This is a genomic window from Pseudomonas sp. PNPG3 (assembly GCF_023093815.1).
Lineage (GTDB): Bacteria > Pseudomonadota > Gammaproteobacteria > Pseudomonadales > Pseudomonadaceae > Aquipseudomonas > Aquipseudomonas asiatica.
Map to the genome: position 1 here is coordinate 41,445 of NZ_JALLKV010000014.1, position 14,067 is coordinate 55,511.

Sequence of the window (14,067 nt, forward strand, 5' to 3'; positions counted from 1 at the left end):
CGCATCATACCCGACACGCCGTGCCGCGCCAGCCTCCACCAGGCTGCTCATGCGCCCTGCGCGGTCTAGACTGAACAAGACCAGATCACCGGGGGGCTGCCACACGTGGAGGTGTGAGATGAGCCAGTTCAAGCGTCTGTTCGTCATGCTCGGCCCGCAGATGCGCCACACGCCAGCGCTGCAACGCGCTGCGGCGCTGGCGGAATCCAGCGGTGCGTTGCTGGATATCAACGTGTTCGTCGACGATGTCGACACCTTCGGTTTGATGAGCGATAGCCGCGAGCGGGAACGGCTGCTCAGTGACAACCGCCAATGGCTGGCGGACGAAGCCGAGCAACTTGCCAACGCCGGCCTGGATGTATCTACCGAACTGCTGCTGACCCGCGACCCGCTGAGCAGTGTGCTGGAACGGGTCGAGCGCCTGGGCTGCGACCTGCTGATCAAGGATGTGCAGCACGAACCGGTGCTCAAGCGCCTGCTGGTAACGCCACTGGACTGGCAGTTGCTGAAGGACAGCCCGGTCGCCGTGCACCTAGTCAGCGATATCCGCCTGCCCCTGCCCCGGCAGATTGCCGCCGCGGTGGACCTGAACAGCCATGGCGCAGGCGAGCATCTGGATGAGCAGGTGATCCGCTGCGCCCATGCCCTGGCCCTGCAGTGCAATGCCGAACTGCACCTGCTGCATGTGTGCGACGCGGCCAAGACACACATTGCCGACTTCGGCGCTGGCACGGTGACCATGCCCGGCTTCGATGTCAGCGTGCGCACCGCGCAGCGGGCGGCGTTCAACCGGCTGGGCGACCACCACCAGATCCCGCTGGAGCGCAGGCACTTTCTGGAAGGGGCCGCGATCAAGGCGATTGCCCAGTTCGTCGGCCACAGCCGGGCGGATGTGATCGTGATGGGCAGCCACCGGCATGATGCCATGCAGACGTTCCTGGGCGGGACCACGGCGCATGTGCTGGAACATCCGCTGTGCAATGTGTTGGCGATCAAGGCGGTTCGGTGAGTGCTGGTATACCTGCACCGGCCTCTTCGCGGGTAAACCCGCTCCCACAGGAATTCCACTGACCTCAGGCTTGGTGAAACCCCTGTGGGAGCGGGTTTACCCGCGAAGAAGCCAACACGGATTCTACCCTTGGAATCTGGTACACCAGTGCCACATAAAAAGAATGCATTTGATAATGATTCGTAGTAGTTTCTCGGCGCTTGCCCACCCTACCCTCAGCGCCCTACTCCAGGATCGTACCGTCGATGCGTCGCACGTTCGTTTCGCTTTGTGTGCTTCATGCTGTCTCTCCGCTGGCCTTTGCCGAGCCTGAACCGCTCAGCGAACCCACCCAGATCGAACTCCAGGCCCTGAACATCACCAGCAGCGCCGACAGCGAACGTGCCGATGGCCCGGTCGAGGGCTACAAGGCTACCCGCTCGGCCAGCGCCACTCGCACCGACACTGCCCTGCACGAAACCCCGCAATCGGTCAGCGTGGTGCCCAAGGATGTACTGGAAGACACAGGCGCCACGCGTCTGCAGGACGGCCTGGACTACGCCGGCGGCGTCGGCCGCGCCAACAACTTCGGCGGCCAGGGCCTGACCACCTTCACCGTGCGTGGCTTCACCACCGGCGAGTTCTACCGCAACGGTTTCCCGATCAACCGCGGCTACCCCAACGCCCCCGACGCCAACACCGTCGAACGCCTGGAAGTGATCCGTGGCCCGGCCAGCAGCCTGTACGGCCGTGGCGACCCAGGCGGCACCTTCAACGTGGTCAGCAAGCAGCCGCTGCCAGAGTCGAAAGTCACCCTGGGAAGCCAGTTCGATGACCAGGGCATGCACCGCGCTACCCTGGACGCCACCGGGCCGCTGAACCAGGACGGCTCGCTGGCCTACCGCCTGAACCTGCTGGGTGAAGGCGGCGAAAGCTTCCGTGACGATGTGGAAAGCGAGCGCTATGACGTGGCGCCTGTAGTCAGCTGGCAGGTCAACGACAGCACGAAGATCGTCTTCGAGGGCGACTTCATGCGCAACAACCACCCGCTGGACCGTGGCCTGACCCGCCTGCCCGGCCAGCTCGGCACAGCTTCGCGCGACACCAACATCTGGGAAAAGGGCAGCGACAACCTGCTGCACAACGACAACAACATGGTCCAGTTGCGTTTCGAGCACCTGCTCAACGACAACTGGACGCTGGGCGGTGGCATGCAGTGGCTCGACGGCTCGCTCAAGGGCAACGCCGTGGAGGCCAACGCATTGCAGGCTGACGGTCGCACGCTGGGGCGCAACTTCAACTACCGCAAACTGGAGTGGACCGACCGCGACTACCAGCTCAACCTCACCGGCCACTTCGACACCGGCGGCTACGCTCATACACTGCTGACGGGCATCGAGTACGAAGACTACGACTACAACTCGATCATCCAGCGCTCGGCCAGCGGTGCCGATAAGTACCCGATTGACATCTTCGACCCGGTACTGGGCCAGCCACGCCCTGCCCTGACCCGCACCACCACCCATGACAAGGAAAACCTGAAGACCTGGGCGGCATTCATCCAGGACCAAGTGGCCCTGACCGAGCGACTGAAGGCGCTGGCGGGTGTGCGCTTCGAGCGCTTCGAGCACGATTACGACGACAAGCTGCCGACCAACCGCGACTTCAGCAAGGGCGAAAACGGCGTCACCCCACGCTTCGGCCTGATCTACGACCTGACCGATACGGTTGCGGTCTATGCCAACACCGCGCGCTCGTTCAAGCCCAACACCGGCACGCCAAGCGGAGGCGGAGGCTTCGACCCGGAGAAAGGCAAGTCCTACGAACTGGGTGTGAAATGGGAGGCACTCGACCGCCAGCTGAGCATCGACGCGGCGATCTATCACATCGTCAAGGAGAACGTCCTGGCGCGCGACCCGAACGACCCCACCGGTACCTACAGTATTGCGGCCGGCGAAGTGCGCAGCCGTGGCCTGGACATCAACATCGCCGGCAACCTGACGCCGGAGTGGCGCGTGATCGGTGGTTATGCCTACGTGGACGCGGAAGTGACCCAGGATACGACCCTGCCCAAGGGCACACGCCTGGCCAACATCCCGCGCAACAGCTTCAGCCTGCTGAACACCTACGAGTTCCAGGATGGCCTGGCCAAGGGGCTGGGGTTGGGGGTTGGGGTGAAGTACGTGGATGATCGCGCCGGTCAGACGGCAGCTACGACCTACACCATGGAGCGCTACAGCGTGGTGGACCTGCTGAGCTTCTACAAGGTCAACGAACACGTGCGGCTGAACCTGGACGTGAAGAACGTGTTCAACAAGGGCTATGACGAAGGCGCTTTCAACAACTACGTCTACCCGGGTGCGCCGCGGACGGTGCAGGCTGGGGTTTCGTATACCTTCTGAATTGCCGGGGCTGCTTCGCAGCCCTTTCGCGACACAAGGCCGCTCCCACAGAAGTTACGCGCATACCTGTGGGAGCGGCCTTGTGTCGCGAAAGGGCCGCAAAGCGGCCCCCGGCCTCAGAAACCTTTGCTGTAGAACAACGAGTACGATTCGATGCCGTCGTTAGGCTGCTTGAGCCCCGCGTTGGAGTAATGCATCGCGCGGATCCCCACCTTCTGCTCCCCCGGCAGTTTCAGGCCGAAGCCGATGCGGTCTTCGAAGTTGACCGACGAGCCCAGGCGCTGGTCGCCCACGTCGGTCTTGGAAAACGCCGCCAAACCAATGCCGGCCTCGATATACGGGGTGTAAGTAAAACCGCTGAACTCGTAGGTGAATACCGGGCTGAACGACAGTGAGTGTGCACCACTGGCCTCACCGCCTTCCCAATAGGTGTAGGCCGCATCCCAGTATCCGGTCAGATGACCGGCGCTGCTTTCCAGCCATTTCTTGTCCCAGTCGAACGACAGGCCAATACGGTAGGTCATGTCACCTTGGCCAGTGGCGCCAACGGCGCCGCTCACCTGCGCTGCCTGGGCCAGATTCGCCCCGGCAAAGGCCAGCACTGCAGCAGCCAGCGAAGCTGCTAGACGGGTTTTCATCAATGACTTCTCCTGATGGTCTACACGGCAAGCGGAGGCTTGGGCCCCTCGATCTTATGTGGTGACCGGATACATCCAGACCGGTCACAGGAAGTAATACTTTTCTGATTATCGTCCAGATAAACAGAAAGTTGAAAGTGAATTGCCACCATTGGCTAATACCCTGCGCCAGCATCTGCCATGCCGAGCAGCAGCACTCAGTCGTATTCCGCTTCTTCGTGCTCGCCCAACAGGCGCCTTTGCCTGGGTGTGGCTTCCTCCAGTACCTGCGGGTTGAAACGCCAGTTCAGGTATGGCGAAAACTTCTGCGCGACCATGCGCCGGCCATAGTGCACTTGCAGCATGTCGCGCTGGCGTGATTGGGTGCAGTTGGCCCCGCCGCTATGCCAGACATCGCTGCGAAACACCAGCGCGTCCCCGGCCTTGCACAGCACCGGCTGGGCCTCTCGGCCCTGCCAGTGTTGCTCGCCAGCCTGCGGTGGCCGTGCCGCGCGGTGGCTGCCGGGCACAATCCAGGTCGGCCCGATGTGATGGTCGATATCGCTGAGGTACAGCTGCGCAGTCAGGATCTGCGGGGGCTGGGTGAAGTCGCCGCGCTCGCTGAGCCAGTCGGGCAACTGCATGGGCAAATGGTCCAGGTGCAGGGCCATGCCGGTGTAGCCCGGGTGGCTGCGCCAGGCAGTCTGGCCGATCACATGGCAGTCGGCGCCCAATGCCGCTTCGGCCAGGGCAATCAGCGGCGGCAGGTCGAGAAAGGGTAACCACAGCGGGTTGCGGTTGAACACGCACTTGTAGTGTTCCAGCAGCCCTTGGTAATCCCAGTGGATGGGCTGGAGGTCATCGATGGCGCAGCGCAGCAAGGCGATACGCAAGGGTTCGAGCACACCGGGGAGCAAAACATAGCCCCGCTCGTCCAACATCTCCAGCTGAAGATCCAGGCTCATGGCGATGTGCTCCTTAGCAGGCAGGAGCACATCCGTACTCCTGCCCGTTTTTCCATCAACGCCAGTTCAGGTTCACGGTGGTGGGGGTCTTGCCATTCACGGTCACCAATTGCTGCACCGTCTCACCCTGGGCGTTGCCAGTCACTTTGTATTTGCCGGGAGGCAACTGCACATACAGCAGCGGCCCGGCATCCGTAAGACTGAGCACGGGCTGGCCCTGTGCATTCTCGATGTCGACGGTAGCACCGCTCTGGAACTTGCCTTCCGGGCCGGTGGAGAGTTCTACGTGCAGGTCATAGCCCGGGGTCTTGCGCAGGGCGTTGGCTTCATCCTGGCCGATGCCGCCTTGCAGGTAGCGGACGCCGTTCTGCTCCTGCTGTTGCAGTTGCACGGCCTGCATGTCGATGGGGGCATTGTGGTCGGAGGCGGCCGCCAGGGTCCATGGCAGCGCCAGAGCGATCAGCAGCGCCGCGCCGAGGGCATAGTGATGGTTACGCATGATACGACCCTCCTTTCGAGGATGGCTTACCTATTATCAGATCCTTCGGGCGTAACGGCGTTCGTGCTGATGCATGGTCGTCTTGATGAAATTTGCATCAATGGTATGGATGTTGCGCTGGAACATCAGGTTGCGCGCCCTTCCTCGAGCAGTTTCACGAACATGCTCAAACTGCGCGATACCGTGCCCCGGCGCCACACCAGCCAGGTTTTGAGGTAACGGAAGTCCTCCGACATCGGCCAGGCACTGACGGTGCTGCAACCGGGCATGTTGTCGAGCATGCTGCGCGGCATCATGGCCAGGCCGGCGCCGGCGCTGACGCAGGCCAGCATGCCGTGGTACGACTCCATTTCGTGGATCTTGCCCGGTACCGCCTGGTCCTGCACGAACCAGTTCTCGAAGTGATGCCGGTATGAACAGTTGGCGCGGAAGGCGTAGATGCTTTCGCCGTTGACGTCCTGGGCGCGGGTTACCGGGGCGTGGTTGAGCGGCGCGATGACCATCATTTCTTCCTCGAACACCGGCATGCCCTCCAGCGTCGGGTGCAGCACCGGGCCGTCGACGAACGCCGCCACCAGGCGCCCCGACAGCACGCCTTCGAGCATGGTCCCGGAAGGCCCGGTGGACAGGTCCAGGTCGACCTTGGGGTAACGCTGGTTATAGGCCGCCAGCAAGGCCGGAATGCGCACCGCCGCCGTGCTTTCCAGCGACCCCAGGGCGAAAGTGCCCTGCGGGTCTTCACCGGCCACTGTCAGCCGCGCCTCGTGCACCAGGTCAAGGATGCGCCGGGTGTACTCGAGGAAGTTCCAGCCTGCGGGGGAAAGGCGCAGGCGGCTCTTTTCACGTATGAAAAGCTCCACGCCCAAGTCCTCCTCCAGTTGCTTGATACGCGTGGTCAGGTTCGACGGCACCCGGTGGATATGCTGCGCAGCGGCACTGATGCTGCCCTGCTCTGCCACGGCCTTGAAGATCTCGAGTTGCACCAGGTCCACAGCCATTCTCCAAACGTGAATGTTTCGCTCATTATTATTCAGTTTTCATTAAAGCCATAGCCCACTAGTCTGGCGTCACGGATCAATTACAACGAGAGTGTCCCGCCATGAGTGCGATCAGCAGCCTGACCCACGCCATCTCCCTCGACCCGTACAGCGGCGAGCAGATCGGCGCCTACCCGTTCGACACCGACGCCGCACTGGAAGCGGCGCTGCAACGCGCCAAGCTTGGCTACCGCCAGTGGCGCCAGGTGTCGCTGGGTCAGCGCAGCGAGTACCTGCTTGCCTTGGCCAGCACCCTCGAAACCAAGGCCGAAGCCTTCGCGCAAATGATCAGCCGCGAAATCGGCAAGCCTGTCGCCCAGGCCCGTGGTGAAGTCAGCAAGTGCGTCGGCCTGTGCCGCTGGTACGCCGAACACGGCCCGGCCATGCTCTCCCCCGAGCCGACCCAGGTCGAGAAAGCCCGCATCGAATACCGCCCGCTGGGCCCGATCCTGGCGGTGATGCCTTGGAACTTCCCGGTCTGGCAGGTACTGCGTGGCGCCGTGCCGGCAATCCTGGCCGGCAATACCTACGTACTCAAGCACGCGCCGAACGTGATGGGCAGCGCCTACCTGCTGGGCGAGCTGTTCAAGGATGCCGGCCTGCCGGAAGGCGTGTTCGAAGTGCTCAACGTGACGCCGGACGGTGTCACTCGCGCCATCAACGACCCACGCATCGCCGCGGTGACCCTGACCGGCAGCGTGCGTGCCGGCATGGCGATTGGTGCGCAAGCCGGCGCGGCGCTGAAGAAGTGCGTGCTGGAGCTGGGCGGTTCCGACCCGTTCATCGTGCTGGCCGACGCGGACCTGGATGCCGCCGTCAAGGCTGCGGTGGTCGGCCGTTACCAGAACACCGGCCAGGTCTGCGCTGCCGCCAAGCGCCTGATCGTCGAGGAAAGCATCGTTGACGAATTCACCCGCAAGTTCGTCGAGGCCACTCGCGAGCTGAAGGTCGGCAACCCGCTGGAAGAAGGTACCTACATCGGCCCTATGGCCCGTTACGACCTGCGCGACGAGCTGGATGGCCAGGTCCAGGCGACCATCGCCGAAGGCGCCACCCTGCTGCTGGGCGGCCACAAGGTCGATGGCGTGGCCAACTTCTACGCGCCGACCGTGTTCGCCAACGTCACCCCGCAGATGACTGCGTTCAAGCAGGAACTGTTCGGGCCGGTGGCTGCGATCATCAGCGCACGTGATGCGGAGCATGCGGTGGAGCTGGCCAACGACAGCGAATTCGGCCTGGCCTCGACCATCTACACCGCCGACTACGCGCTGGCCGAACGCATGACCGCGGCGCTGGATACCGGCGGCGTGTTCATCAACGGCTATTGCGCTTCCGACCCCCGCGTGGCGTTTGGCGGGGTGAAGAAGAGCGGCTTCGGGCGTGAACTGTCGCACTTTGGTGTGCGTGAGTTCACCAATGCCCAGACTGTGTGGCTGGACCGTAACTGATCCAGCGTAACAGGGGCCGCTTTGCGGCCCTGTGGGAGCGGGTTTACCCGCGAATCAGGCGACACGGTGCCCGGCACCGGCTTCGCCGGTGTTCGCGTATGAACCCGCTCTCATAGAACTGCATATAACTCATTGAATTAGCAGGGACCCTGTGGGAGCGGCTTTAGCCGCGAACACCGGCGCAGCCGGTGCCATGCACCGCGTTGGATTCTTCGCGGCTAAAGCCGCTCCCACAGGGTACGAGGATCGCTTGCGAATTCAGTTATCTGTGCGACAGCGCGGCCCAAAGGGCTGGGCAATCTCCCACAGGGACTTTGAAGGGCTGAAAAAGCAGCCCGAGGGGCCTCAATCCCGAATCTGGTCCTTGACCCAGTCCAGCATCCCCCCCGGCACGATCAGTTCATGCCGGGCCCGCGAACAGGCGGTATACAACCCCGCCAGCATCCGCGCCCGTTCATTGCGGTTCCCCGCTACCTGCGGCGCTACCATCAGCTCCGGCGACACCATCACCCGGGCGAACTCCATGTTCTTCACATCGCGCACCCGCCCCAGGAACAGCTTGGGCGCCTTGTCCCAACGGTAACGGCTCTTGGCCCTGGCAAAGTGCTCTGGCGTGTAGCCCTTGCGCAGCATGTTGGCCACGGCGACGAACGCCTTGTCATCACCCTTGTCCTGCTCCAGCGCCTGCCAGCTGGCATAGCGGAACAGCATCGGGTGCCGCGGCCGGGTGCCATGGCGGTACAACTCGATGCAGTCTTCAACGAACAGCTCGAAGTCCTTGCGCGCGCTTTTCAGCAGCACGAACGGCACGCCCTGGTGGGTCAGGCGCTGGAACCAGCCAAACAGGCCCCATTCATCGTCGACGATCAGCGCCGTAGGCTGTTCCGGCACCGTTACCGCATCGAAAAAGCTGACCCGGGTGTAGTGCTCGGCGCTGCCACTGAAGGCCGCCTGGATCGCCGCCGGGTGGGCATTGATCAGCGGGTTCAGCACGTTGTCCATCGCCGGCCCGGCCCGCAGTGAATGGTCGATGTAACGCTGGCGGATAAAGCCGCCATGGTGCGCGCTGAGGCCGTTGAGGTTCTGCAGCTCGTCACCCAGGGCAATGATCGACTGCGGGCTGCGGTCGAGCACGGCAAGCATCGGTGCCGACAGCTCGTGGGCCTCGTCGACGATGACATGGGTGTAGCGGCTGTCGATCACATGACCGGTCAGCGACAGCAGTTTGACCCGATGGTAATCGCGCACCGGCAACTGGATCTCCCGTGCCGACGGGCGAATCAGCTCCTGCCAGTACAGGCGTGCCTTTTCCAGCAACACTTCCTGGTCCAGCGGCGTGGTACCCGGCCCGGCCCACGGCAGGTGCTGCAACTGCAGCTGGGTATCGGCGCTATGGCAGAACGTGCGTACCGCGCGGATGCACAAGGCAACCACATCACGCGCGGCAAGCGGGCCGATGTCGGGAATGGCCAGCCAACGTACCACCTGCGCATCCTGCGGGCGCCACGAAAGCTTGGTGCGATACGGGTCGCGCAGGCGCCAGCCGTTGCTGGTGAGGTCGCGGTTGAGCAGCTCGTCGGCCAGCTGGCCGAAGGTCAGCGCGGTGTAGGCGGCGGCGTCCTTGACCCGCGCCTGCAGGGCGCGCAGCTGGCCTTCGGTCAAGGCCAGCAACAGCGTGCGCTGGGGCTCGAGCAGGCGGGCGAACTGGTGAATCAGGAAGGTCTTGCCGGTGCCGGCAAAGCCCTGCACCGCCACCGACTCATCGATACCACTGAGGAATTCGCGCAGCAGGCGGTTCTGTTGGTCGCTGAGCATCAGGTCGCTGGCAAGGGAAGGCAGATACACCGGGTGCAGCGGTGTTGCCCGCTGGCGGTAGCTGTCGGCGAACTGGAAATTCCACTGGCCCTCGGCGTCCAGCAACTCCTCGGCCTGGTACTCCACCTCGGTCGATAGCAGTGCAATCCCGTTTTCGCCCAGCATGCCCAGGCCCATGGCGAAGGCTTCGCGATCGAAGTGCTGCGCCACCTGGCCCTGGAAGCGCCCCGGTGCGGCGCTTTCGACCTCGTTGGCAATGCGCACGATTTCGGCAAAGCGGCGTTCCTGCGCATCCGCCGAGGCGGTGGCGGGCTGGCGCGGCAGGTTCTGCACGAACAGCACAGCGGCGGCGTCGAGCACGCTGGCGGTGGTGAAGAAGTCGGTGGTGGGCTCGCTGGCGAGGCGGTCGGCCTGGTCGCTGGGCAAAGGCAGGTAGAACATCGGCACCTCGGGTGGAATCAGGGCGGCACGATAGCAATTTTTGCTGTGGAATGCTGGGTTGTGTATTGCCTGGGCCTGCCTCTTCGCGGGTGAACCCGCTCCCACAGGGACCTCACATGCCTGGCACTGAGGTAATCCTGTAAGAGCAGCTATACCACCAAGCTACACCACCAAATTCAGCCCCTGCCCCGCTTCAAGGTCTCGCTGGGAAACTCCTTGAACAACTGCCGGTAACTCTCTGAAAACCTTCCCAAATGCCAGAACGACCAACGCATCGCCACCTCGGCCACGGTCACACCATCGCCACGCAACAGATCGCGCCGCGCACCGTTCAGCCGGCGCAGGCGCAACCAGTGCGCCGGCGGCATTCCGGTAAACGCTTTGAAGGCCTGTTGCAACTGACGCAAAGAAACCCCGGCAGCATCCGCCAGCTCCACCAGGTTCAGCGTCTCCTCCGGGCAGTCGGCCGCCCATTCGCTTACCCGGCGCATGATCGCCCGTTCCTCGTCACGCCGGCCCAACGCCACGCCCTGCAGTCGCTGGCAGGCGTTGTCGAGGATGAACAGGCAGTCCTCCAGCAGCTGCTCCGCCAGGGCCTGCCCCTGCAGCGGGCAATCCGCCTGGCCCAGGCGGGTCAATGTCGCGCTCAGCCAGCTGCCGAACAGAGCGTTCTGCCCGCTGCCCAGCGGCACCATGAACAACCCTTCCAGGCGTTGCGGGTCAAGCCCATGGCGGGCCAGGAAGGCCTGGTCGAACACGACCGCCACTTCCTGGTAGTTCTCTGGCGTGATCCAGATGTTCCGGCTCTGTTCGTTCAGCAGGTACAGGCTGTTCTCGCTGCGGTCGAAGCAGAACGCCAGCGAACCGCTCGGCGCGCGGAAAAACTGCTCCACCCGGGTGTTCAGCCGCTCCTCGTACACCTCCACCCCGTCCAGCCCCAGGCAACGCAGCTCACCGCTGAAATGCCCGGGCGACATCTGCCGGTACTGCTGCTGCCAGCCAGGGGTGGCACGTACTTGTTCGGTTACGTCGGTGGTGTGGTAAGCCTGGACTTGCAGGGCATTGGCGGTTGTCACGCTCGGTCCTAGTCGCACTCTTTTGGTGCATTCATTGCCGGAGAAAGTGGATAGATCAGCCTTGCGGGCTGCGACCAAGATAGTCTCCAGCGCGTCACCTGGGAAGCGGGACGCCTTCGAAACCCTGGAACGGTTTACGCTGGCACGCCTGCTCCCACACCAAAACCCAACCAAGAGGTCTGTATGAACGCCCCCTTCGATCAGCTGTCCGCCTGGCTGAAAGAACACCGTATCACCGAAGTCGAATGCGTGATCAGCGACCTGACCGGCATCGCCCGCGGCAAGATCGCACCCACCGCCAAGTTTCTCCACGAGCGTGGCATGCGCCTGCCCGAGAGCGTGCTGCTGCAGACGGTCACCGGCGACTATGTCGACGATGACATCTACTACAACCTGCTCGATGCCGCCGACATCGACATGGTCTGCCGCCCAGACCCGAGCGCCGTGTACCAGATCCCGTGGGCGATCGAGCCGACCGCGATCGTTATCCACGACACCTTCGACAAGCAAGGCAACCCCATCGAACTGTCGCCGCGCAACGTGCTGAAGAAAGTGCTCAAGCTTTATGCAGACAAAGGCTGGCAGCCGATCGTGGCACCGGAGATGGAGTTCTACCTGACCCAGCGCTGCGAAGACCCGGACTTGCCGCTGCAAGTGCCGCTGGGGCGTTCCGGCCGTGCCGAAAGCGGCCGCCAGTCGTTCTCGATCGATGCCGCCAACGAGTTCGATCCGCTGTTCGAAGACGTCTACGACTGGTGCGAGATCCAGGGCCTGGACCTGGACACACTGATCCATGAAGACGGCCCGGCGCAGATGGAGATCAACTTCCGCCATGGCGACGCCCTGGACCTGGCCGACCAGATCACCGTGTTCAAGCGCACCATGCGTGAAGCCGCGCTCAAGCACAACGTGGCCGCCACCTTCATGGCCAAGCCGATCACCGATGAGCCCGGCAGTGCCATGCACCTGCACCAGAGCGTGGTCGACATCGCCACCGGCAAGCCGATCTTTGCCAATGAAGACGGCAGCATGAGCCAGCTGTTCCTGTACCACATCGGCGGTTTGCAGAAGTACATCCCCAAGCTGCTGCCGATGTTCGCGCCCAACGTCAACTCGTTCCGCCGCTTCCTGCCGGACACCTCGGCACCAGTGAACGTCGAGTGGGGTGAGGAAAACCGTACCGCCGGGCTGCGCGTACCCACCTCAAGCCCCGAGGCAATGCGCGTGGAAAACCGCCTGCCGGGCGCCGACGCCAACCCGTACCTGGCCATCGCCGCCAGCCTTCTGTGCGGCTACCTGGGCATGGTCGAGCGCATCGAGCCCAGCGCACCTGTGCAGGGCCGTGCCTACGAACGGCGCAACCTGCGCCTGCCGATCACCATCGAGGACGCGCTGCAGCACATGGAAGACTGCGAGACCGTGCAGCAGTACCTGGGCAAGCAATTCGTCCAGGGTTATGTGGCGGTCAAGCGTGCCGAGCACGAGAACTACAAGCGGGTTATCAGTTCGTGGGAGCGTGAATTCCTGATGCTGAGCGTCTGACCTTTTCGCGGTACCTGTGGGAGCGGGTTTACCCGCGAATGCTGTGGTGCATTCAACGACGTATTCGCGGGTAAACCCGCTCCCACAGGGCACGAGCCCTTGCACCGAACTCGAAGAACAATACCAACGAGGTGTCCCCATGCGTCATCTGCAAGCCCTGATCCCCGCCGCATTCACCCTGCTGTTCGCCACCACTACCCAGGCCACTCCCTCGGTCAGCGTGTACAACTGGACCGACTACATCGGTGACACCACCGTGGCCGACTTCCAGGCCAGCAGCGGGATCAAGGTGGTCTATGACGTGTTCGACTCCAACGAAACACTGGAAGGCAAGCTGCTGGCCGGGCGCACCGGCTATGACGTAGTGGTGCCATCCAACCACTTCCTCGCACGCCAGGCACAGGCGGGTGCCTTCCTGCCGCTGGACCGCAGCAAGCTGCCGAACTGGCAGCACCTGGACCCCAAGCTGCTCAAGCAACTTGAACAGAACGACCCGGGCAACCAGTACGCCGTACCCTACCTGTGGGGTACCAACGGCATCGGCTACAACATCGACAAGGTCAAGGCGGCCCTGGGCGTCGACCATATCGATTCATGGGCGGTGCTGTTCGAACCCGAGAACCTGAAAAAGCTCAAGCAATGCGGCGTGGCGTTCATGGACTCGCCCGATGAACTGTTCCCGGCCGTGCTCAACTACCTGGGCATTAACCCGCGCAGCGAAAAACCGGCCGACTACGCCAAGGCGGAAGCCCGCCTGCTCGAACTGCGCCCCTATATCACCTACTTCCACTCCTCCAAGTACGTTTCCGACCTGGCCAATGGCGATGTCTGCGTGGCCTTCGGCTACTCCGGCGACGTGTTCCAGGCCGCCAACCGCGCCGTGGAAGCGAAGAACGGGGTAAAGATCGCCTACAGCATTCCCAAGGAAGGCAGCAACCTGTGGTTCGACCTGCTGGCCATCCCCAAGGACGCCAACAACCCCGAACAAGCCCTGGCGTTCATCAACTACCTGCTCGACCCCAAGGTGATCGCCAAGGTCAGCGCCACGGTCGGATATGCCAACGCCAACCCCGATGCCCAGGCCTACATGGACGCGTCGCTGGTAAACAACCCTGAGATCTACCCACCCCAGGACGTGCTGGACAAGCTGTACATCTCCAGCACGCCGAGCCCGAAGATCATGCGCGTCATGACTCGCTCCTGGAGCAAGATCAAGTCCAACCGCTGAGTCGAGAAC

11 protein-coding genes are annotated in these 14,067 nt (G+C 63.1%); 5 read left to right on the plus strand and 6 right to left on the minus strand.

Going from position 1 to position 14,067, the window contains the following annotated elements; genetic code table 11:
• Nucleotides 1–118: 118 nt before the first annotated feature.
• Together MJ643_RS11925 and MJ643_RS11930 are read left to right on the plus strand one after the other, a co-directional pair.
• Nucleotides 119–1,009, plus strand: a complete 891-nt coding sequence (locus MJ643_RS11925) for a universal stress protein (protein WP_013972683.1) — start codon at nt 119–121, stop codon at nt 1,007–1,009.
• 245 nt (nt 1,010–1,254) lie between these two features.
• Nucleotides 1,255–3,390 (plus strand): TonB-dependent siderophore receptor, encoded by a 2,136-nt coding sequence (locus MJ643_RS11930; protein ID WP_196185093.1) that lies wholly within the window; start codon nt 1,255–1,257, stop codon nt 3,388–3,390.
• Nucleotides 3,391–3,506: 116 nt separating this feature from the next.
• Here the strand turns inward: MJ643_RS11930 and MJ643_RS11935 are convergent, their stop codons facing one another.
• The 4 genes from MJ643_RS11935 to MJ643_RS11950 form a co-directional block, all read right to left on the minus strand.
• Entirely contained in the window at nt 3,507–4,028 is a 522-nt protein-coding gene (locus MJ643_RS11935) for an acyloxyacyl hydrolase (RefSeq protein ID WP_013972685.1), read from the minus strand.
• 197 nt (nt 4,029–4,225) lie between these two features.
• Nucleotides 4,226–4,972 (minus strand): phytanoyl-CoA dioxygenase family protein, encoded by a 747-nt coding sequence (locus MJ643_RS11940; protein WP_013972686.1) that lies wholly within the window; start codon nt 4,970–4,972, stop codon nt 4,226–4,228.
• 55 nt (nt 4,973–5,027) lie between these two features.
• A complete protein-coding gene (locus MJ643_RS11945; protein ID WP_208209656.1) occupies nt 5,028–5,471 on the minus strand; it encodes a carboxypeptidase regulatory-like domain-containing protein in 444 nt (147 codons plus the stop codon).
• A gap of 125 nt (nt 5,472–5,596) precedes the next feature.
• Nucleotides 5,597–6,463, minus strand: a complete 867-nt coding sequence (locus tag MJ643_RS11950) for a LysR substrate-binding domain-containing protein (protein ID WP_013972688.1) — start codon at nt 6,461–6,463, stop codon at nt 5,597–5,599.
• A gap of 107 nt (nt 6,464–6,570) precedes the next feature.
• Between MJ643_RS11950 and MJ643_RS11955 the strand changes: the two genes are divergently transcribed.
• On the plus strand, nt 6,571–7,956 hold the full coding sequence (locus MJ643_RS11955; RefSeq protein ID WP_247726814.1) for an aldehyde dehydrogenase family protein: 1,386 nt from the start codon (nt 6,571–6,573) through the stop codon (nt 7,954–7,956).
• 345 nt (nt 7,957–8,301) lie between these two features.
• Here MJ643_RS11955 and MJ643_RS11960 read toward each other — a convergent pair whose 3' ends face one another.
• Both MJ643_RS11960 and MJ643_RS11965 read right to left on the minus strand, forming a co-directional pair.
• Complete coding sequence (locus MJ643_RS11960; RefSeq protein WP_024087154.1) at nt 8,302–10,212, minus strand: AAA family ATPase; 1,911 nt, start codon at nt 10,210–10,212, stop codon at nt 8,302–8,304.
• Between the two features lie 176 nt (nt 10,213–10,388).
• Nucleotides 10,389–11,288: a helix-turn-helix domain-containing protein gene (locus tag MJ643_RS11965; RefSeq protein WP_013972692.1), complete on the minus strand. Its 900-nt coding sequence runs from the start codon at nt 11,286–11,288 to the stop codon at nt 10,389–10,391.
• A gap of 183 nt (nt 11,289–11,471) precedes the next feature.
• Here MJ643_RS11965 and MJ643_RS11970 point away from each other — a divergent pair, with 183 nt between their 5' ends.
• Nucleotides 11,472–12,830: a glutamine synthetase family protein gene (locus MJ643_RS11970; RefSeq protein ID WP_013972693.1), complete on the plus strand. Its 1,359-nt coding sequence runs from the start codon at nt 11,472–11,474 to the stop codon at nt 12,828–12,830.
• A 139-nt stretch (nt 12,831–12,969) separates the two neighbouring features.
• Nucleotides 12,970–14,058 carry a polyamine ABC transporter substrate-binding protein gene (locus tag MJ643_RS11975; RefSeq protein WP_208209658.1) on the plus strand — a complete coding sequence of 363 codons (1,089 nt, stop codon included), beginning with the start codon at nt 12,970–12,972 and terminating at the stop codon, nt 14,056–14,058.
• Nucleotides 14,059–14,067 lie beyond the last annotated feature (9 nt).